The following is a 19,318-nucleotide window of genomic DNA, read 5'->3' on the forward strand; positions in this document are numbered from 1 at the left end:
AAATAGCCATTCTACCTATAAAATCTGAATTTTATTACCTTAATTACAAGAATCTGTTTCACATTTTAAAATATAATTCAAAGTGATATTTCTCCATTCTTCTTTATTTTCCAGCTTAAAATTATCTAGCGTCATTGTTCTTACCATATTATGATGATATTTACATAAAGGAATTAAATTTTCAACATCATCTATATTAAGATTCAAACCAAATCTATCCTTCTTATTACACATATGGTGTATTTCTACGTCATCATTTTTATTACACCACTTACAGAAGCATTTATTACTGTTAATTCCCTCGTTATCTAGTTTCTCTTTCAATTTATATGTAGATTCAAAACTTTCTTTTTTAACATCATCTTGGTTAATATGTTCCAATAGTGCATTTATCATTTTTTCCTTAGTTCCAAATAAGTCTAAATGTAAACTTGCTAAACCATAAAAATTTAATTGTTGATTATTTAGAAATCCATTGACATTCACAAGAAAAGCGATATTTTCCCTACTTATTCCCATTTTATTCTCAATTATATATAATAGTTCTCCTAAGTATCTTTTTCTTGTAAAATAGCTTTTTGTTTTCTTAGTATGATTAAACTGATATGGTCTAAACTTTTCAGGATATGCTAAATTAAATAAATATGCTAAAGCTGAAAAATGCTTATATATTGGATGCTTATCTTTTTCTATATTCGCCCACTTTAATAAAGCATGACCCCCTTCAAAATTTTGCACTTTTTTACTTGATATATCATATGCTAAGGTATCGTTAACCTTCTCTCCTATTTTTTCTTCTATTATATATTTAAATTTCTTTACTACTTCATCTTCTGTATATTCACTTACGTGCTTTATTCGCTTTGCTTTTCCAAACTTTTTTACTATATTAGCAGTTTGATTATTAGTCAATCCTAATTTCTTAGCAATATCATTTAAACTCATATTTTCTAAGTTATTTAACACATAGTTTATATCATATGGATTTATGTCATCTATTAATCCATCTTGCCTTAATTTTAATGCTAAATCACAATAATCCATTTCTAAATCTTTAGCTAATTCTATCAATGGTTTTCTTTTATAATTTTCTCTTATATATCTATCCCTCTCCATATTATCCCCCTTTTAATTTGCGAATAATATTTTATCAAAAAGTTTCTTTTTTGTCTATATTTGTATTTTATTATTTTATTTTCTATAAATCTACCTAATAATTCCTCAATATTGCCATATATAAAAATGAACATAAATATTAATTCATGTTCATTTTTACTTTTAATTATTTATTAACTCTTTTAAATCTGATACTTCAATGGATTTGGGTTGTACTAACTTATTGATTAAATCTTGATTATAGATTGTATTTTCAAGTCTATCAAAGTAAAGCATAAGATTATCTACTTTTTCAACAATTCGATTTTGCTCCTCTAATGGTGGGACTGGTATAACCATTGCATCTAAAATACCCTTGCTTACATTACTTATATTAGTTCCAGATGTTGTATTTATTATTTTTTGTCTGAAATATCTAATAAGTAGATTTATATATTTACTGCATACAAATTTACTTGGTCTTATAATATACAAAAATGCCCCAACACTTGTGTTAAGCATTTCTTTATTAATATAAGTAGATTTTGCAATAGAGCTCTTAGTACCTGATGATGCAACCATTAATGTATCACCACATTTTATATATTGTTCATAATTAACTATTTCTTTAGGAATATAAATATTGTCCAAAAATTCTAATTGTCCATTTTGAGAATTAATATTTCCTCCCCTCAAAATGAAATCATATCCATCTTTATATTTTTCACTTACTACATTCTTTTTGAATGTTACACCTTTAATATTTTTAACACACTCTCCTAACCTAACCCACTCCCAACTATCAGGAATTTCAAAAGGTTTTTCTTCTTCACTTATCTTAGGTAATGGCTTTTCTCTCTTAATTTTCTTTTCTTTAATTAATTGCTCTTTCTCTGCCCTTATCTTCTCTAAAAGTATAGATGCTGGTTCATCATTTGAATTTTGCTCTACTAATTTTCCTTGAATTGCATACTGTAATATTGATTTTTTCATATCTTGTGGGAAAGCTTTTTCAAGTTTACTTAATTCTTTTTCAGCCTTATCATATTCTTCTATCTTTTCTAAAACTTCTTCTATTTTAGCTACTATACGCTTTTGTTCCTCTAATGGTGGTAAAGTCATAAGATGCCTAATAATCTTCTCTTTTGATATATTAGGTTGTGCTCCGCCTTCACTTTTACTTTTTAGTTCTTCTCTTTGTGATAATAAATAGTAAAATAAATATTTATTATATATTCCAGTAAATGTATTACATGCACAACAAGCTTGATTTGTAGTTGCTTCAATATTTAATATTCCTAATCTTCCTATAGTAGCTCCATACATAGCAATTAATACAGAACCTACTTTGTTCAACTTTACTGAAGTTTTATTCAACGCTTCTTCTGTTATAAACTCTTCTGCTGAATTTATATATCCATCTTTTAATTCACCAGTCTTTAACCAAGGTATCTTACCCCCATAATAACTTGGATTACTCCTTGATGGAGTCGCTCCTGAACCCCAAGAACCTATATCACCTAATCTAACCCATTGCCAATTATCAGGGATTTCAAAAGGCTTTTCTTCTTCACTTATTTCAGGCAGTGGCTTTTCTTTCTTAATCTTCTTTTCCTTAATCAGTTGCTCTTTCTCAGCTTTTATCTTTTCTATAAGTACAGACGCTGGTTCATCATTAGGATTTTGTTCTACTAACTTACCTTGAATAGCTAATTGAAGGACTGAGTTTTTTAAATCTTGTGCTTTCATTATTTTACCCCCAACATTGCTTCTATCTCTGATAGGATGCTATTAATTTCAGCATTAAGGCTCTCTCTTTTAACCTTATAATTATTTATTAATTCATCAGGTTCTAAAATTTCTTCTTCAACATTAGGGAATCCACATAAATCTAAGTTATATCCTAAAGCTTTAATTTCTTCAACAGTATATTTTTTAGCTTTATCAAATCCATCTATGCTAATTTCCTCTCTATTTTCCCACCAATTAGCTACTGGTTCTAAATGCTCCAACTTAATTGGCTTGGTCTTTGAGAAGTTTTTATATCCTTCAGGCATGTCCATCCTATAAAACCAAGTTTCTTTTGTTGGCTCTGTTTTATCAAAGAATAATATATTCGTTGTAATTGAAGTATATGGAGCAAACACACTATGAGGTAGTCTTATAACAGTATGAAGGTTAAATTCATTTAATAGTTTTTCCTTTATAGCTACCTTTGCATTATCTGTTCCAAATAGGAATCCGTCAGGTAGAACTATCGCTGCTTTACCATTTCTTTTTAATCTATACATAATTACAGACATAAATAAGTCTGCAGTTTCACTACTTCTAAGTTCCATTGGGAAATTAACTTTAACTGCATCCTTTTCATTTCCTCCATAAGGTGGATTCATTAGGATTACATCAAATCTATCTTCTTCCCTATATTCTCTTACATTTTTCTCTAATGAGTTGCTATGCATTACTTTGGGTTCATCAATATCATGTAAAAGTAAATTAGTTATACAAAGTAGATGTGGTAATGCTTTCTTTTCAATACCAAATACTGAACTATCATAAACTTTTCTATCTTCAACAGTTTTAATTTGTGCTTCCATATACTTAAGAGCTGATACTAAGAATCCCCCAGTACCACAAGCAAAATCTGCTACTTTTTGTCCTAATTGTGGCTTCACCATATTTACTATAAACTCTGTAACTGCTCTAGGAGTATAAAATTCCCCACTTGACCTTTGGCTTTGTAAGTCTTTTAAAATTGTTTCATAAATATCATTAAAGGCATGTCTTTCCTCATATTCAGTAAATTCAACTTCATCAATTACATTTATAACTTGTCTTAAAAGAACTCCATCTTTCATATAATTAATAGAATCTTCAAAAGCATATTTAACTATCGCTTTAAAAATTGGTGTAGTTTCATCTATCACTAAATTCTTTAATGCTGGAAATAACTTTTGATTAACAAACTCTAATAATGAATCACCAGTTAGAGCTTTACCATCTTTGTTATCAACTGCCCAATTCCTCCATCTATACGCTTCAGGAATTATAGATTCAAAATCATCATCTTCAAATTCCCATAACTCTTCCTTTGAATCATAAACTTTTAAGAAAAGAAGCCAAACTAACTGTTCTATTCTTTGTGCATCACCATTTACTCCTGCATCGTTTCTCATTATATCTTGTAGTCTTTTTACCAAGTTGTTTATACTCATATGTTACCTCTCCTATGCTGTATATATTTCTTCCTCTAGCTCTTTAACTGCTTTTAAATAGCCTTCTTTTCCTCCAAAAAGCTTAACAATCTTCATAGGACTACCAAACTTTTCAAAGTCTTTAAGTTTTAATATTTTTGTATCTTCTAATTGATTAATACCTTCATCCTTGTACTTTTCCAAAAGTGCTTCTAATACTTTTTGAGCCATATCAGAATACTTATAAAGATATCCTCTCTTCTTAACATTATTAGCTCTTTCAGCTTTAGTTAATGGCTTCTTATCAAAAGCAATATGACATATCAAATCAAAATCATCTATATCCTTATGTCCTATTTCTTCTCTTAAAGCATCAAGTAAAACTCCATGCTCCTTAAGTTCTTCTACTATTGCTTCTTTTCTTTCTTCACTATTCCACCTAGTTAAAAATTCATCTAAAGTTGCAAATTCATCTCTCATATTCTTCTTTGAATAATCCTTAAGAGATTCAGTTATAAGTTTTCCATCCTTGTCATAATATTGGACTCTTTCGCTAATAACCTTTACAGGAACATCATTAACTCTATAGAACCTAGGTTTATCATCACCATCAATATTTCCATCTTCATTACTAAAAGAATTATTTCCTCCAAACGTTGAAGTACCTCCATTAATAGGATTATCAACATCTATATCTGTTCCATCTACTGTATCAGGTGGTACAGGGTCTCCATCTACTGATGGCTCATAAATAACTACTGGTTCTCCATCAAAATCAGGGTCTGAGAATAATCTTGAGCTATTTCTAAAGTCCATAATAGTAAAATATTCTTTACCATAGCTTGGACTTAATCTAGTTCCACGACCTATAATCTGTTTAAATTCTGTCATACTACCAATGTTATTATCTAGAACTATCAGCTTACAAGTCTTACAGTCTACACCTGTAGTCATTAGCTTACTAGTTGTAACAATAGTTGGATAAAGACATTCTTCATCAATGAAATTATCAAGCTGAGCTTTACCTTCATCATTATCACCAGTAATCCTCATTATATATTTAGCATTTTCTTTAACTAAATCTTTATTTTCATTAATAAGTGCCTGTCTCATTCTTTCTGCATGGTCAATATTTACACAAAAAACTATTGTCTTAGCAAATCTATCTGTCTTTTTAAGGTACTCTGTAACCTTTTGAGCTACTTTCTTAGTTCTATCATCAATGATTAACTTTCTATCAAAATCCTTAATGTTATATTCCCTATCTTCAATAACTTCACCATACATATCAGTCTTTCCCTTAGTAGGTCTATAACCTTCTAAATCTTTATCAAGACCAATTCTAATTACCTTATAAGGTGCTAAGAAACCATCTTCAATACCTTGCTTTAGGCTGTAGGTATAAATAGGTTCACCAAAGTAAGATATACTTGATATATCCTTAGTTTCCTTTGGAGTTGCAGTTAAACCTATTTGAACTGCACTACTAAAATACTCTAATATACCTCTCCATCTTGACCCATCTTTAGCTGAGCTTCGGTGACATTCGTCAACTACTATCAAATCAAAAAAGTTTGGACTAAACTGTCTAAAGATTTCTAAATCATCATTTCCACTTAGTTGTTGATACAATGCTAAGTATACTTCATAAGAACTATCCATCCTTCTATTTTCAACTTTAGTCATAACCTTGTCAAAAGGTCTGAAGTCATTTTGTCTTGTTTGGTCAACTAAGATGTTTCTATCTGCTAAGAATAATATCTTTTTGCTTCTACCACTCTTCCAAAGTCTCCAAATTATTTGGAAAGCTGTATAAGTCTTTCCAGTACCAGTTGCCATTACAAGAAGTATTCTATCCTGTCCCTTTGCAATAGCTTCAATAGTTCTATTGATTGCATTTCGTTGATAATATCTAGGTTGCTTATCCCCTGGCATAAAGTAGTATGGTTCTGTTATTATTTCTTCTTCTGTTTCTGTTAAATCTTTTGTACTTTTATACCTCTTCCACAACTCTTCACTACTTGGAAATTCATCCATTGATAATTCCCTTTCAGTTCCAGTTGTCATATCATGCTCTAGGAATCCATCACCATTACTTGAATATACAAAAGGTACATCTAGTATCTCTGCATATTCAATAGCTTGTTGCATTCCTGAACCTACGGAGTTTTTGTTATCTTTTGCTTCTATTATTGCTATAGGTAGGTTTGGTTTATAAAATAGTAAATAGTCTGCCCTCTTTCGCTTTCCTCTTGCTGTCAAGTTACCTCTAACAATAATTCTTCCATCTGTAAAAGAATATTCAGCTCTAACTTGGCTTTTTATATTCCAACCTGCTTTCTCAATGGCAGGAGTAATAAATTTCATTTTAATATCTTCTTCACTCAAATTCTTCTTATTATCCCACATACAACCAACTCCTATGCTTATATAGTACGATACATATATGTAAAATTCAAGATTATCGACATAAACTTACTTTATAAGTAAAATAATGTATTTGAGTTCTATATATTTACTATTTGATTAAAATCTCAATCAAAAAAAATAAAGCATAGTATCACTACTACGCCTTATTAAAATCCGAATTTTATTGAATATTATCTTTTAACTATTTCAATTATTAAATCTTTTTCAAAAAGCTCTTGTATTTCTTCTTTATTGCATATCTTCGTAATATCAGAAATATCTCCTATATCAAGAGTAAAATCATCTATTACTCTTTTATTTTGAAAAATAAATCTCCATTCATGTTGATATGAATAATAATTATCCTTCCAAAATGCAACATTCTCAACATTTTCAGTTATGCTTTGAATTCTATCAGTGTAATTTATGTTCATATCACTATATTGTACTTCATCAGCTCTCATCGAGATTCCATTCAACTCACATGCATTTTTTATTCTATTCACAAATTCTGTTCCATTAGTAATAAGCAATCCATTCTCCCAATAATCATTTGAACCCATTTTTCCTAATTTATTACCTAAATTAATTTTACCTTTAATTACATTATTTTCATTTGTCTCAATGCTATCTAATTCTTTTAAAGTAACACCTGTTAAACAAAATACAGGCATCTTATCAATATCTTCAAATGTAGCTACTATATCCTTGCAATCTAAATCTTTAATTTCTTTTGTTTCATAATCATACATTTTACAAGTTGTGATATCATTTATCTTAAGCTTACCATCTAAATAATCTCCCATCTCTCTATCACCTGTTTTTATTTCCATATCATTATAATACTTTAAATTCTTACAATATAATTTCCCTTCTCTTAATAACTTAAGATGCTCAAGTTCTCCAAATTTAATAATAAAAATAAGCTTATCCTCCATAAACCTTCCCCCTTTTTTATCTTATATGAATTATAACATATTTAACTAATAAAAAAATAAAGGTATACTACTAAATTTAATTAGCATTATACCTTTAACTATTGAAACTTATCTTTCAATAATTATCCTTGTTCATTTGTTTGAACTACATTGAAACTAAACTTTGGCGAAACCATTTTTCGATTCTTTGTAAATTTTAATGAAAGGTCTGCTGTATATGTTCCAATGGTATCAATAAACTCTTCTGAAGGAATAAAGTAAACTTTATCCCCTAAAGTATCACACTCTATAATTATTGGCTCTACTTGGTTTGGAATCATCAAATTAACATATGCATTCTCCAATTTATCTAATCTAATAGCTTTACCTGCGTACATAGGAGAAAGCAGAAACAGATTAGCATCAACTTCACCTGACCCTACAGCCGATTTATCTTTAACTATCTTACCTAAGTTTTCAAAGTTCAATACTAAATCATGTATTCTCATTGTTAAAATGCCCCTCCTAGCCTTGTCTTTCTTCTGTTGATACTATTTATTTCCGATTCCATATACCTAGCTGTAGATTTTGCTACAGCTCTACCATCAATGTTAGTAGTAATATCAATATTTAAACTATTTGCTAGAGCTTCTAAAACAGCATTTGCAATCTTAGCACCCATTGCTTCTGTGTCCATATTAACATTAACATCTATATTTGATTGCTGTCCTAATCCATTTGCTACTTGTAGCATTTGATTTACTTCTTTAGCTCTCATTGTATCTGAATTGTAGTAGCTACCACTTAATGCAACTCTCGATAATGAATCCATCTCAGGAACTTCTCCAACTTCTGTATCAATAGTAATTGACCTTTTAAATGGATTTATCTTATTTAAGAATCCCCCTACATTATCTCCTATCTTTCCTACCCAATCCATCAATGATTTAAATTTATCAATTACCCACTGAATAGGACTAAGTAACCATTCCATTGCTGATGTAACACCATCTTTGAAAGAGTCTATGTGTGGCATAGCCTTTGATATTAACCATCCTGCAACTTCAATAATAGCATCAAATACAGGTTTTAATATTCCATTCCATACAGAAGAAATACCATCAACCATACTTCCAAATGCATCTAACAATGAAGATAATATCGGCTTAAGAGCTTCAATCACTCCTTCAATAATAGCTTTAATTATATCCCATAATGGTTTCCCTACAGAATCCCATAACTTCTTAATTGTATCCATTACAGAATTAAATACATCCGATATGATAGGCATATATTGCTTAAACCAATCAACTACCCATCCTACAACTTCCATTATGAAATCAAATACAGGTTTTCCTACAGAATCCCATGCTGACTTTAAGAAGTCACATACAATTCCAAAAGCTGTCGATATACTAGGTAATATTGCTGTTATGAAGTCAACTACAATAACAATAAGTTCACCCATGTAAGTTATAAGTGGCTCTCCTATGGTTTGCCATATATCCTGCATTACTGTCCATAGAGTAGCAAATCCATCCTGAATAGGTGCTAAATTATCTTGAAATGCTATCATTAAGTTTTCTACTGACAATTTTATATTATCAAAATTTTGCTTTATTGCTTCATACAAAATGTAAGCTCCTGCTATTACAGCCACCATAGGTAAAGAACAACTTGCAAGACTTGCTACAAATGTACCCAAAGCACTAACAGCACTTCCTAAGATAAATACTAATCCACCTATTGCTATCACTACTGGTGCTAATGTTGCAATAAATAAACCTAATCTTATTACATTCTTACTTATAGAATCAGGTAATGAGTTGAATGCATTTAATAATTGGAGTTTAATTTTATTCTTTAAATCTTCAATTGGTTTTACCACTTCAAATATCTTAAGTTTAAACTCTTCTAAAGCTGAATTTAGATTCTTTTTAATACCTTCTGAATTATCATTCATAGTCTCAGCTAAAGATTCTAAAGCTCCTTCTGAATTACCAATTTTCTCATATAAAGAATCATACTCTTCTCCAACTGAACTTAGCATAGCATTTAAAGTATCTACATTGGTCTTTCCACCAATCATAGCTAGATAGTAATCTTTTTGCTCGTCAGTTAATGTACTCAATTTCCCCTTTAACTCCTGCATAACTACAGAGATTCCTTTGAATTTACCTTCTCCATCATATGCTGATAGATTAAGTTCCTTCATAGCTTCACCTGCTTGTCCTGCTCCTGTTGTAAGGTTAATTAAAGTAGATGATAATGCATTCCCTGCTTCACTACCCTTAATTCCTTTATTAGCTAAGAGTCCAATCCAAGTAGCAGATTCTTGCAGTGGTACATTAAGGTTATTAAGCATACCACCAACACCTATATAAGCTTCCATCATATCTTTTGCTGTGGTATTACTACTTCTTTGAGTTTGAGCTAATACATTTAAATAACCCTCTAAATCTTGAGCTCCTAACCCCATTGCACTTAAGGAGTCCGTAGCCAAATCACTAGCGATAGCTAAATCCATTTGAGTAGCTTCACTCAACCTTAATAAAGGCTCTATGGAAACTAGCATTTCCTCAACCGAGTAACCTGCAAGAGCTAAGTACCCCATCCCATCACTTGCTTCTTTTGCACTTTTGGTAGTAGTTGCCCCTAACTCCCTAGCCTTCTTCTCTAATACTTCCATTTCTTCTGTAGATGCTGAAGTAAGAGCTTTAACATTACTCATGGAAACCTCAAAAGCTCCACCAAGTTCAATAGCTTCCTGCTTAAGTCTATTTACTGGAACTGTGATTCCAACTGTCATAGCTGTTCCTACACCTGCAATAGTTCCACCAATCCCCTTTAAAGCTCCACCAACGCCTTGTAATGCAGTTCCTACTCCTTTTAATGCAACATCATTAGCTTTTCTAGCTAAGTCTCCAAAACTTGTAGTAGTCTCCTTAATTTGAGCCTTTAAGGATTTCATTTCAGCTTCCGTTTTATTAAGGCTTGTCTTTAATCCAACTAACTTATTATCGCACGATACAACAGCTTTCTCTTTAGTTTTAAGCTCTTTTTCTGCTTCCTTAAGTTCCTTATTTAAAGCTTTTACTTCCTTGGAATTCTCTCCATAAGTTTTTCTTGTTTCATCTAACCTTTTATTTAAATCATCTACCTTCTGCTTTTGGTTATTATAAGCTTCGGTCGAAGTCTTTAGAGTTCCTTCTGTTTCTGTGATTTGCTTTTTAAGTATCTTTAATTTAGAGCCTTGAGCTTCCAAAGTTTCAGTTAGCATCTTAACTTTAGCCTTACTACCTTGCGATGTTTGCTCAAAGTTCTTTATTCCTGCTCCTGCTTTTTCAAATTCACTTTTGGTATTCTTAATATTAACATTAAGAGCTTTAAGCTGTGAATTAGTATCTCCAAGGTTTACTCCTACTCTAACTTGCAATTCACGTTTTGCCATATTTCCTCCTTTCTAGTCCAAAACTTTATAACAAACTTTCCTTGATTGCTTATCATTATTGGACTTAGAGTTGTTTTCTTTTGTATCTCCATTCTTAGGAGAATTTATCTTTACATGGATATCTATCTGCTTTATTATGTGTCTTAAGCTCGAATGTAAGAATTGTTCCTCTGTCCACCTAAGCATTGAAGTACAAACATAATATAGATAATCTATATCAACATCCTCACTAATTGAGAAATCTACTTTTTTTCACTTTCATCTTTAGCTTCGGGCATATTTGCACCTAAAACTTCGATTAATACTGGTGTAAATGCTTCAATTATTGCAATCGGATTGAACTCATTAAAAAATTTAACACCTACTGGATTAGCTTTTTCTGATTTTCTAATTATGCTTCCTAATAGTTGTATAATTGCTACTTCATCTAACTCACTTACCTTTTGTATATCTTGTAAGAAGGAAGTTTTATTTTCTTTCTTATAATGAGCAACTGTCTTAATATCTACTGTTGCTATATATTCCTCACCATTTACATCAATTGTTACTACTTTTTTATTTAAGTTAAAATTAGCCATTGTTTAATTACTCCTTTAAAATTTAGATTTTTGTATAAAAAAAAGGGGATATAATCCCCTAAAGTGCTTGTACTATTTTGCTGTTTTGCTCTCAGTTAAAACTGAGCTTCCTGCAGGTTGCATTACAGTAGTAAAGAAATTGTTCCAAGCTGTCGCTTTAACTTCTGTCTTGTTCTTATCTAATAATAAGTCAAATACTCCATCTGCTTCCCTTGGTTTAGCTTTACCAGTTAATTTAATAGTTTGCTCACTTATTGAGTCTGTCTTAGTTGATGATGAAAATTCATCTCTTGATAAGATACATTCATAGATAACTCTTCTAATAGGTTCTTGTAATGTACTTGCTTCGTAAAGTAAAGCAAAAGTTGGAGCTTGGTCATTAGAGCTAGAGATTAATGCTCCTGTTGTTTCATCGAATTTCTTTCCTGTTATTAATGCTTCTATCTTAGCATCTAAATAAGCAAGTTCTATCTCAACTTCCATCGATGTTATACCCTTACTATAGAAATCCATCGTATCATCTGAGTAGAATGATGTTTCTGTTGAGTTGTTAGTTGTATTTAAACTCTTTGCTCCTGCTAATCTCACAGGCGTTTCATAACTACCATCTTCATTTAATTTAGCAATGTGGATATTTTTTAATCCTATAATTCTGTTTGCCATAAATTATTACCGTCCTTTGTTTAGATTAATTCTGAATATAAAAAAGTGAAGGCTTGTTGAATCAGCTTTAGCTCACTACTCTTGTAAGCAGGAGCTACATACTGAAGTCCAAATCCCTCACTTCTAAGTTCTTGTTTTATTAGATTCTTATATTTATTAAGACCACTTTCGCAATATAAGTTAACATATATGGTGTATTTAACTAATGATGCTTCATCATCTTCATACGATTGATTTTGCTCCATATAGTTATATACAATACAATTCTTTGCTGTCTGTGGTCTTTCTAGATTAAACACATTGAGTCCAGTTCTCTCAAGTGCTTTTATTAATTTTTCTTCCATATACATCACCTATTTTAAAATCTTATCTATTTCACTAACTAGCTTATCCTCTAAGCTACCTAAAATAGTTTCTTCTGATGCTAACAGAGCTTCATCAAACCATCCTACGTGTGGTTGAACTCTTTTTCCTGACTTCCAATGCTCGTAACCCCAATGTTGAAAATATAAGCCTTTGGTATTTTCCCAATTACTTGAGTCAATACCCATGCCACCCCATACAGAGCCTGACTTATATCTTTTAATCTTGCCAACTTTTAAATGCTCTGCACTATTTGTACTTCCTTTGGAAGCTTTTGGAGCTTTACTTTTTACGATTTCCAATCCATCCTTCATAGAGTTTCTCAGAGCTGTAGTAGTAATTTTGTCTCCTACTTTGCCCAATGAATTTAAGGTACTTCCAATATCATCAAAGCCTTTTATCTCTATTCCCATTACTTACATAGCTCCATTTTAACTTCATAATATCGTCCTTGTTCCTCAATATCATTGACATAAATAATATTATAGGTTTTACCATTTAGGATAATTGCATCTGTAAGCTCAACATCGAAACGTGGATGTTTTCTAAAATAACATCTCTTTTCCACTCTACCTACATCACCTTTTGACTCATTAAACTCGCTACCTCTAATTGTAGTTACCTTTGCTTTACATTTATAAATCTCTTGATAAGACTCTACAGGTATACCATCTTTATCTTTTACAATATTAGGTCTTATAATTATTATTTGAGTCTTAAGTTCCCCACTATTAATAATCATGGTTACACCTACAGTAAATTAATGCTATGCATATCTAATATACTTTGTAGCATTAAATTTCTCTTATATTGAACATTGTTAAGACCTCTGTTATCATACATCTCGCTACACACTAAAAATATTGCTTCTATTAAGTCTTCATTTTCAGCTATTGATTCTTCACTTCTACCTGTATAGTTTTTCACATACTTAGTAGCTGACTTAATTATTCTTTCAACTTCTTCATCTGTAGCTTCATCTTCATAAGAAATGTTCAAAAATTGCTTAACTTCATCTAAATCAATATTAAGATTTGCTGTAGCTCTTGTTCCACTACCTCCAAGTATTGATGATAATTGCATTTGTTCACCTTTGTTAAAGCTGATAGCACTTTCAATAGAAGCTTTATCTGCTTGAGATATAGTTTGAGTTTTTATGACTTTAGGTTCTTTAACCTGAGGAATTTTAGATACTTTAGATTTAGATTTTTTAGGTTCTGTCATATTCTTTAGCTGATTATAAAATGACATATGAAACCTCCTTATATAGTAAAAGAAGGAGTGCTTGTCCACTCCTAACCACTAAATTATTTCTTAGCTCTTAAAACTGTTGCAATATCGCCTATAACAATAGCTTCTTCAATTGTTGCAACTGCATCTAATCTCACATCAGCTCTAAATGCAATTGTTCCTGATAAGAAACCAATACTATCATCTCTCTTAATATTCATAGCTCTTCTAACTCCAACAATTAATGCTTTTCCAAGATTAACAAACATAGGTTTAGTAACATTAGCATCAACAATTACTTCACAACCTAAAATTGTATAAACTGGTCTATCTGTGAAACTTCTAATCATTAAAGGTTGCCCATTAGCATCCTTAAGTTTTGCTATTTGTCTTTCCATTTCAGGATTAATTATAAATACTGCCCCATTTCTATATGCAACTGGTAAAGAATAATACATATCCATTAATCCATCTTCATTTAAAGAAATTTCTATCTTATTAGCACCTTCAACAGACTCTAACTTCTTAGTAAGTAATTCATTTAAAGTTAATCCTAAACCTTCAACTAATTGACTTGTAATTTGTCCTTCTAAATCGAAGTGTGCATCTTCTAGACATTCATCCGATACCACAACTGCTAACCCATACTTATCAGCTCTTAAAATCTTTTCTTCAAAAGTAGCTTGAGCTTTAGTGTATTCTGCTAGTTCTGACATTTTTACAAACTTAGGTAATTTTGTTCCTTGAACAGTTACTGCAGATGTTGATGAAGTATTTATCTTGTTAGCCTTTGCAAATAAAGGCGATATATCTGCTACCTTTTCTACCACTCCTGCTAAAAATTCAGTTTTTTCAGTTCCAACATTAGCATTTGTAACTTCCCCATTTCTAACTTCAACTTCTGCTCCTGCTACTAATAATTGTCTAATTTCTGTATTTCTCATATTTTTATCCTCAACTTTCTCTAATCTTTCTAAGCTTCTAGCTTCTTCTTTCGTTTTGATAGTGTTGTCTATTGCTCCAATATCAGCTTTAATTGCTTCAATTCTTGCAAGTTCTTCTTCATTAATTGCTCTAACTTCAGTGTCAGCAGTGTTTAACATTGCTTCCATTTCTTCGATAAGAGCATTTCTCTTTTCTACTAAGTTCTTCATAAATGAATCCTCCAAATGTTTAATTTTTTGCATAACAAAAGCACCCTTAGATTTCTCTAAGAGTGCTTCAATTTTTGAATTTCAATATAAGCTTTCAACCTTTGCATCATTGCATGGTCTACAACTTCTTCTTTTATATTTCCTTCAGGAGCTTCTTGAGCTTCCTCAGATTCTTCAGTTGTTACTTCATCATTTTCTACAACTTCAGTTTCACCTGCTTTTTCTTCAACTTCATCTTCAATAATATCTCCTATTACTTCATCAATTAAAAATTCTCTTGTTTCACATTCATGCTCTAGCTCTCTAATCTCAGCAGAGCTTCCTTCATATGCAGGTAATTTTGAGAGGATAGAAACTTCAAACAGCTCTAGGTCATGAACAAATCTATGTCTTAGACCATCACTTAAAGTTTTACAAGTTTCTTTCAGGCTCTTAAAAGCAAAAGAACATCCTTGGAGTTTACCTTCTGATGCAAGTCTAATAACTTCTTCATCATCGGTTTCTAAAGCATATCTAAGACCTATTTGGTCTTCCCATAGCTCAAGATTCTTTCCATTTTCACCTAATTTCCTCGACCAGTCATGGTTAAAAAGCATCGGAATATTAGGATTCTTATGTAAAGCTCTTTTCCAACATCCTGCAACTATTTGCTCAATAAATTGTCCTACTTTATCAGTTAATCTTCTCGAGTCTCTATTAGTTACATTAACATATCCTTCTAGCCTTACAGAGCCATCTCTTAACTCAATTTTCATGTACTATGCCACCTCACTTTCAACTACTGATTTTTTATTATTAATTGTTGTAGTTTCATTGGTGTTAGGTGTGTATACTGTTCCATCTTTTGGATTAAGTAATACATCTGCTAAAGATAATCTTATAAAATCAAGACCTTCTACATTATCTAAATTTTCTTCATACCTGACTTCGTTGATATTTTTTATTCCATTCTTAAGAGCTATCTCATGAGCTTTGTATCTATCAACTACATTAGCTTTATTGATTTCGCTCAGGTCAAACTCCCAAAATAAAGATTCTTTCTCGCTTTCTAAAAGTAAAGTCCTGTTTAATGCATTTTCAAACGCCTTTAATATTGGAACTATACAACTTTTAATATAAAGGTCGTATTCATCCTTGGTTGCTTTTCCTAAAACTATAGAATAAGGAACATTAAATATTGAACAAATTTCTTGATTTAAGATTTCAATTTGCTCCTTAGTCTGCATATCTTTGTTGTTTGCACTAACTGGAACATACTCAAGACCTTCATTCAAGATAATTGCATCATTGGAATTATTGCTATATAACTTTCTCCAATTTTCTTTGAGCAAATCTATTGATTCTTGAGAAAGTTTCTTTAAGCTTTTAATTATTCCCTTATGAACTCCACCATTTACACTTAAATTCTTTTGGTGGTTAAGCAAATAGTATGAAGCTTTAAGTACCATTGGATTTGTATCTAAGATGCCTTTTCCTGATACGCCATCTTTACTATCTTTAAGTAATTGAATGAACTCCCAAGGCTCATAGCTCTTTCCACCAATGCTTAAGTTAGCATCTTTAAAAATTGGATGTGTATTCTTCATAGGAATTATAAAAGACTTTTTAACATGATGTAATGAAGTGACCTTATTCTTTTCTTTCTTTATATAAGAATAAGCTTGTCCATAAAGTAGATAATCTAATATCATTTGTTCCTTCATTTGGTATGAGTCTAGTAAATCCCCAGTTTCTGAATTTAATAGTTTAATTCTATTATCATTAATTACTTCAACTACTTTTCCATCCTGTTCTTTGTAGAGCTTAACAGGTAGAGAACAAATAGTGCTACTAATTAGATTTACACAACTCTTTACAACAGGAATCTCAAGTGCATTTTCTCTATTTACAGCTATCTCTCTTACAGAAGAACTTACAAATAAATCATCCAATGTAAGCTCCCTAGCTTCGAGCTTCTTTTTAAACATCCCCATAAATATTTCCTCCTTTCTTGAAAGATAACTTTCAAAAATTAAGTATTAAATTGTTTGTATTACAAAGTCATTAAGACTTTCAATCATTTCAATATTCAATAGATAAGTTGCTATAATAGTAGAAACTACCATATCAATTTTTCCATTGGATTTCTTTTTAGATACATACTTATTCAAGTTTGTATCATAAGCCACTTTACAATTTGCAAAGTTAATTTCATAGAGTTGATTCCTGCTATACTTGAATTTACCATTTAAGATAGATTCCTCTATTAACTTAGTAGCAGGATGTAAAACTGAACTATGCTGTCTTACCTCAATACAGGTATAACCTTCTGCTTCTAATTTATTTGCTGTTGAGATACAATTGAATCTATCATAACCAATAGCAACTATATTAACTCCATATTCAACTTCCAAGTTCATGACAAACTCTTCTATAAATCCATAATCAACAACTTCTTCACCACAAGCAAAACAATAGCCTTCATCAATCATTCGATAATAATCAACTTTCTCTTTGATACTTTTCTCATTAACTTTATCTGAAGGAATAAATGCCCATGATTTAACATAGATGTTTCCATCTAAATCATATGTAGCCATACTTACACTACAATTATCTGTAGTCATAGCAAGGTCTAGTCCTAACCAAACATCTCTATGTCTCCAAGAGAAATCATTATCACCTAGAACACACTTCTTGAGCTTGTCCATAGCTATGAATCCTTCAACTTTAGCACTAGGCAAGTATTGATTAAGAATTTTAATCCTGAACTCTCTCATTTTAGATGGAATCTCTAATGCTTTTGCAAATTCATCTCTTAAGAATTTTCTTCCGTTCTCCATAGTCATTTGAAGTGGTGAAGCCTTAATCCACACTGATTCGTCAGTGTAATCATCACCTTCATCTAGCTCAAACAATAAACCAAAGGTTTTATTATCTTCAATTATTCCATCAAGAACTTTCTTGTAATAATCACATAGCTCTCTAAAGGCATTGATTTCTAAGTCATATGCTGTAGAAATATAAATAGATAACCTTGAACCTTGTACACTCATTTGTGATAGCTTTAGAGCTCCAATGATTTCTTGTGTTTCTTGATTGGCAACCTCGTCCACTATGTAAGTTTCCAGTAGCAATCCATTTATATTATTTGCTTCTCCCGATAAATTCTTACAATATGCTTCATTAAGTTTGCATAAAATTCTTTCTCTTGTAATCTTGAAGTATTTTGCAATCTTAGGAGATGCTTTAATAATATTCTCCATTTCTTTTTTGATAAGACCTGAAATATCTCTTGTTAATCCTGCTATAGCGTGTTGAGAATATTTAGGAGCTCTAAGTAATATCAGAATCTCAATCAATGCACTAATAAAGCTCTTAGCTGACTTTCTTCCAACCTCTAAATAAACTTCTTCAATCATCTTTTGGTTTGAATTATCTTTAGCACTCCAACAAAATACATTCTCTATTGTCATCGCTTGGAATCCTGCTAGATGATTGATAACTGGTTTATTTGCATAGAATCCAGTTGCATAATTTATAAAGTGCATTAATCCATAAATTATCTTTGCTTCCTTAAGATTAAAATAGAAATCAAAATCATCTTCATATTGAAGCTTTTCAACTCTATCAATGTATTTTTGGCACTCTAACTTAACCCACTTATTAGCTACAAACTTTCCTGCAACTACATCTTTTGCCCATTGTAATCCAAGTAAATTATCATAAGTAAATTCATTCATAGCATCACCTACGATTTAAGAAGCTTTAACACTTCGTCTTCTTCTTCAGCTACATTTAGTAAACTTAACTTAGCTCTATCTGCAGGAGAAAGACCTAACTTACTACCAAATGTATTAAATATTTGTGAATACTTCTGGTAAATACCAATAGCTTTATGCTCACTAATATTAGTAGCTCCTGCCTTATTGGTGTATTCAGTTAGTAATCCATCTTCCTTTAATATTGCTTGACATTGAATCATTTTACTTAGAGCATCGGCAACAATCATAACCGTATATCCATCTGTAGCTCCTAGAACTCCTTCAGGCATAAAAGCTATAATCTCTTTGTATATCTTCTTAGCTTTTGTATCTAAGTGAGTAGGAGGTGTTAAAGAGATGGTAGAATCACCTTGTAGCTTTTTCTCTGCCAACTCTCTTCGCTCTCTTTCCTCTTTAGATAAATGGTGAGAGCTAACCATTGATACTGGCATTGCATTTCTTCCCATTCTTTGTTCACTTCCTTTCTTACTAATTTTCCCCTTTATCCTAATAAACGGAAT

The 19,318-nt window shown here is 31.1% G+C and carries 19 protein-coding genes; all 19 read right to left on the bottom strand.

All coding sequences use genetic code 11. The features are described 5' to 3' along the window. Positions 1–39 precede the first annotated feature (39 nt). Positions 40–1,116, bottom strand: a complete 1,077-nt coding sequence (locus tag ABUA17_RS12500) for an HNH endonuclease signature motif containing protein (RefSeq protein WP_349818069.1) — start codon at positions 1,114–1,116, stop codon at positions 40–42. A 162-nt stretch (positions 1,117–1,278) separates the two neighbouring features. Further along, positions 1,279–2,844, bottom strand: a complete 1,566-nt coding sequence (locus tag ABUA17_RS12505; RefSeq protein WP_349818068.1) for a restriction endonuclease subunit S — start codon at positions 2,842–2,844, stop codon at positions 1,279–1,281. After that, a complete protein-coding gene (locus tag ABUA17_RS12510) occupies positions 2,844–4,310 on the bottom strand; it encodes a class I SAM-dependent DNA methyltransferase (protein WP_349818067.1) in 1,467 nt (488 codons plus the stop codon). Before ABUA17_RS12510 ends, ABUA17_RS12505 begins: the two co-directional genes overlap by 1 nt. 12 nt (positions 4,311–4,322) lie before the next feature. Further along, positions 4,323–6,698, bottom strand: coding sequence for an EcoAI/FtnUII family type I restriction enzme subunit R (hsdR, locus tag ABUA17_RS12515; protein ID WP_349818066.1), 2,376 nt, complete (start codon positions 6,696–6,698; stop codon positions 4,323–4,325). A 191-nt stretch (positions 6,699–6,889) separates the two neighbouring features. Then, entirely contained in the window at positions 6,890–7,636 is a 747-nt protein-coding gene (locus tag ABUA17_RS12520; RefSeq protein WP_349818065.1) for a hypothetical protein, read from the bottom strand. Between the two features lie 122 nt (positions 7,637–7,758). Then, positions 7,759–8,124 carry a BppU family phage baseplate upper protein gene (locus tag ABUA17_RS12525; protein ID WP_349818064.1) on the bottom strand — a complete coding sequence of 122 codons (366 nt, stop codon included), beginning with the start codon at positions 8,122–8,124 and terminating at the stop codon, positions 7,759–7,761. Positions 8,125–8,126: 2 nt separating this feature from the next. Then, entirely contained in the window at positions 8,127–11,066 is a 2,940-nt protein-coding gene (locus ABUA17_RS12530; protein WP_349818063.1) for a phage tail tape measure protein, read from the bottom strand. 12 nt (positions 11,067–11,078) lie between these two features. Next, a complete protein-coding gene (locus ABUA17_RS12535) occupies positions 11,079–11,252 on the bottom strand; it encodes a hypothetical protein (protein ID WP_349824097.1) in 174 nt (57 codons plus the stop codon). Positions 11,253–11,308: 56 nt separating this feature from the next. Continuing rightward, on the bottom strand, positions 11,309–11,644 hold the full coding sequence (locus ABUA17_RS12540; RefSeq protein ID WP_349818062.1) for a hypothetical protein: 336 nt from the start codon (positions 11,642–11,644) through the stop codon (positions 11,309–11,311). Between the two features lie 72 nt (positions 11,645–11,716). Then, a complete protein-coding gene (locus tag ABUA17_RS12545; protein WP_349818061.1) occupies positions 11,717–12,307 on the bottom strand; it encodes a major tail protein in 591 nt (196 codons plus the stop codon). 20 nt (positions 12,308–12,327) lie between these two features. After that, positions 12,328–12,660: a hypothetical protein gene (locus tag ABUA17_RS12550; RefSeq protein ID WP_349818060.1), complete on the bottom strand. Its 333-nt coding sequence runs from the start codon at positions 12,658–12,660 to the stop codon at positions 12,328–12,330. Further along, on the bottom strand, positions 12,661–13,032 hold the full coding sequence (locus ABUA17_RS12555; RefSeq protein WP_349824098.1) for a hypothetical protein: 372 nt from the start codon (positions 13,030–13,032) through the stop codon (positions 12,661–12,663). A 50-nt stretch (positions 13,033–13,082) separates the two neighbouring features. After that, positions 13,083–13,412, bottom strand: coding sequence for a phage head closure protein (locus ABUA17_RS12560; RefSeq protein ID WP_349818058.1), 330 nt, complete (start codon positions 13,410–13,412; stop codon positions 13,083–13,085). A gap of 8 nt (positions 13,413–13,420) precedes the next feature. Beyond that, on the bottom strand, positions 13,421–13,921 hold the full coding sequence (locus tag ABUA17_RS12565; RefSeq protein ID WP_349818057.1) for a head-tail connector protein: 501 nt from the start codon (positions 13,919–13,921) through the stop codon (positions 13,421–13,423). A 56-nt stretch (positions 13,922–13,977) separates the two neighbouring features. Next, on the bottom strand, positions 13,978–15,087 hold the full coding sequence (locus ABUA17_RS12570) for a phage major capsid protein (RefSeq protein WP_349818056.1): 1,110 nt from the start codon (positions 15,085–15,087) through the stop codon (positions 13,978–13,980). A gap of 23 nt (positions 15,088–15,110) precedes the next feature. Next, positions 15,111–15,809 (bottom strand): HK97 family phage prohead protease, encoded by a 699-nt coding sequence (locus ABUA17_RS12575; RefSeq protein ID WP_349818055.1) that lies wholly within the window; start codon positions 15,807–15,809, stop codon positions 15,111–15,113. Between the two features lie 3 nt (positions 15,810–15,812). Further along, positions 15,813–17,027, bottom strand: a complete 1,215-nt coding sequence (locus tag ABUA17_RS12580) for a phage portal protein (RefSeq protein ID WP_349818054.1) — start codon at positions 17,025–17,027, stop codon at positions 15,813–15,815. A 45-nt stretch (positions 17,028–17,072) separates the two neighbouring features. Then, complete coding sequence (locus tag ABUA17_RS12585) at positions 17,073–18,776, bottom strand: terminase large subunit (RefSeq protein ID WP_349818053.1); 1,704 nt, start codon at positions 18,774–18,776, stop codon at positions 17,073–17,075. An 8-nt stretch (positions 18,777–18,784) separates the two neighbouring features. Further along, positions 18,785–19,264 carry a phage terminase small subunit P27 family gene (locus ABUA17_RS12590; protein ID WP_349818052.1) on the bottom strand — a complete coding sequence of 160 codons (480 nt, stop codon included), beginning with the start codon at positions 19,262–19,264 and terminating at the stop codon, positions 18,785–18,787. Positions 19,265–19,318 lie beyond the last annotated feature (54 nt).

It is taken from the genome of Clostridium sp. RTP31139st1_H3_RTP31139_211217, assembly GCF_040227035.1.
GTDB lineage: Bacteria > Bacillota > Clostridia > Clostridiales > Clostridiaceae > Clostridium > Clostridium saudiense.

What these genes read in the sequence shown, in the direction of transcription:
- ABUA17_RS12535 (WP_349824097.1), bottom strand. Translation starts at nt 11,252, where the DNA reads ATGCTTAGGTGGACAGAGGAACAATTCTTACATTCGAGCTTAAGACAC.
- ABUA17_RS12510 (WP_349818067.1), bottom strand. Translation starts at nt 4,310, where the DNA reads ATGAGTATAAACAACTTGGTAAAAAGACTACAAGATATAATGAGAAAC.
- ABUA17_RS12570 (WP_349818056.1), bottom strand. Translation starts at nt 15,087, where the DNA reads ATGCAAAAAATTAAACATTTGGAGGATTCATTTATGAAGAACTTAGTA.
- ABUA17_RS12565 (WP_349818057.1), bottom strand. Translation starts at nt 13,921, where the DNA reads ATGTCATTTTATAATCAGCTAAAGAATATGACAGAACCTAAAAAATCT.
- ABUA17_RS12540 (WP_349818062.1), bottom strand. Translation starts at nt 11,644, where the DNA reads ATGGCTAATTTTAACTTAAATAAAAAAGTAGTAACAATTGATGTAAAT.
- hsdR (WP_349818066.1), bottom strand. Translation starts at nt 6,698, where the DNA reads ATGTGGGATAATAAGAAGAATTTGAGTGAAGAAGATATTAAAATGAAA.
- ABUA17_RS12575 (WP_349818055.1), bottom strand. Translation starts at nt 15,809, where the DNA reads ATGAAAATTGAGTTAAGAGATGGCTCTGTAAGGCTAGAAGGATATGTT.
- ABUA17_RS12590 (WP_349818052.1), bottom strand. Translation starts at nt 19,264, where the DNA reads ATGGGAAGAAATGCAATGCCAGTATCAATGGTTAGCTCTCACCATTTA.
- ABUA17_RS12505 (WP_349818068.1), bottom strand. Translation starts at nt 2,844, where the DNA reads ATGAAAGCACAAGATTTAAAAAACTCAGTCCTTCAATTAGCTATTCAA.
- ABUA17_RS12520 (WP_349818065.1), bottom strand. Translation starts at nt 7,636, where the DNA reads ATGGAGGATAAGCTTATTTTTATTATTAAATTTGGAGAACTTGAGCAT.
- ABUA17_RS12545 (WP_349818061.1), bottom strand. Translation starts at nt 12,307, where the DNA reads ATGGCAAACAGAATTATAGGATTAAAAAATATCCACATTGCTAAATTA.
- ABUA17_RS12585 (WP_349818053.1), bottom strand. Translation starts at nt 18,776, where the DNA reads ATGAATGAATTTACTTATGATAATTTACTTGGATTACAATGGGCAAAA.
- ABUA17_RS12525 (WP_349818064.1), bottom strand. Translation starts at nt 8,124, where the DNA reads ATGAGAATACATGATTTAGTATTGAACTTTGAAAACTTAGGTAAGATA.
- ABUA17_RS12500 (WP_349818069.1), bottom strand. Translation starts at nt 1,116, where the DNA reads ATGGAGAGGGATAGATATATAAGAGAAAATTATAAAAGAAAACCATTG.
- ABUA17_RS12580 (WP_349818054.1), bottom strand. Translation starts at nt 17,027, where the DNA reads ATGGGGATGTTTAAAAAGAAGCTCGAAGCTAGGGAGCTTACATTGGAT.
- ABUA17_RS12530 (WP_349818063.1), bottom strand. Translation starts at nt 11,066, where the DNA reads ATGGCAAAACGTGAATTGCAAGTTAGAGTAGGAGTAAACCTTGGAGAT.
- ABUA17_RS12560 (WP_349818058.1), bottom strand. Translation starts at nt 13,412, where the DNA reads ATGATTATTAATAGTGGGGAACTTAAGACTCAAATAATAATTATAAGA.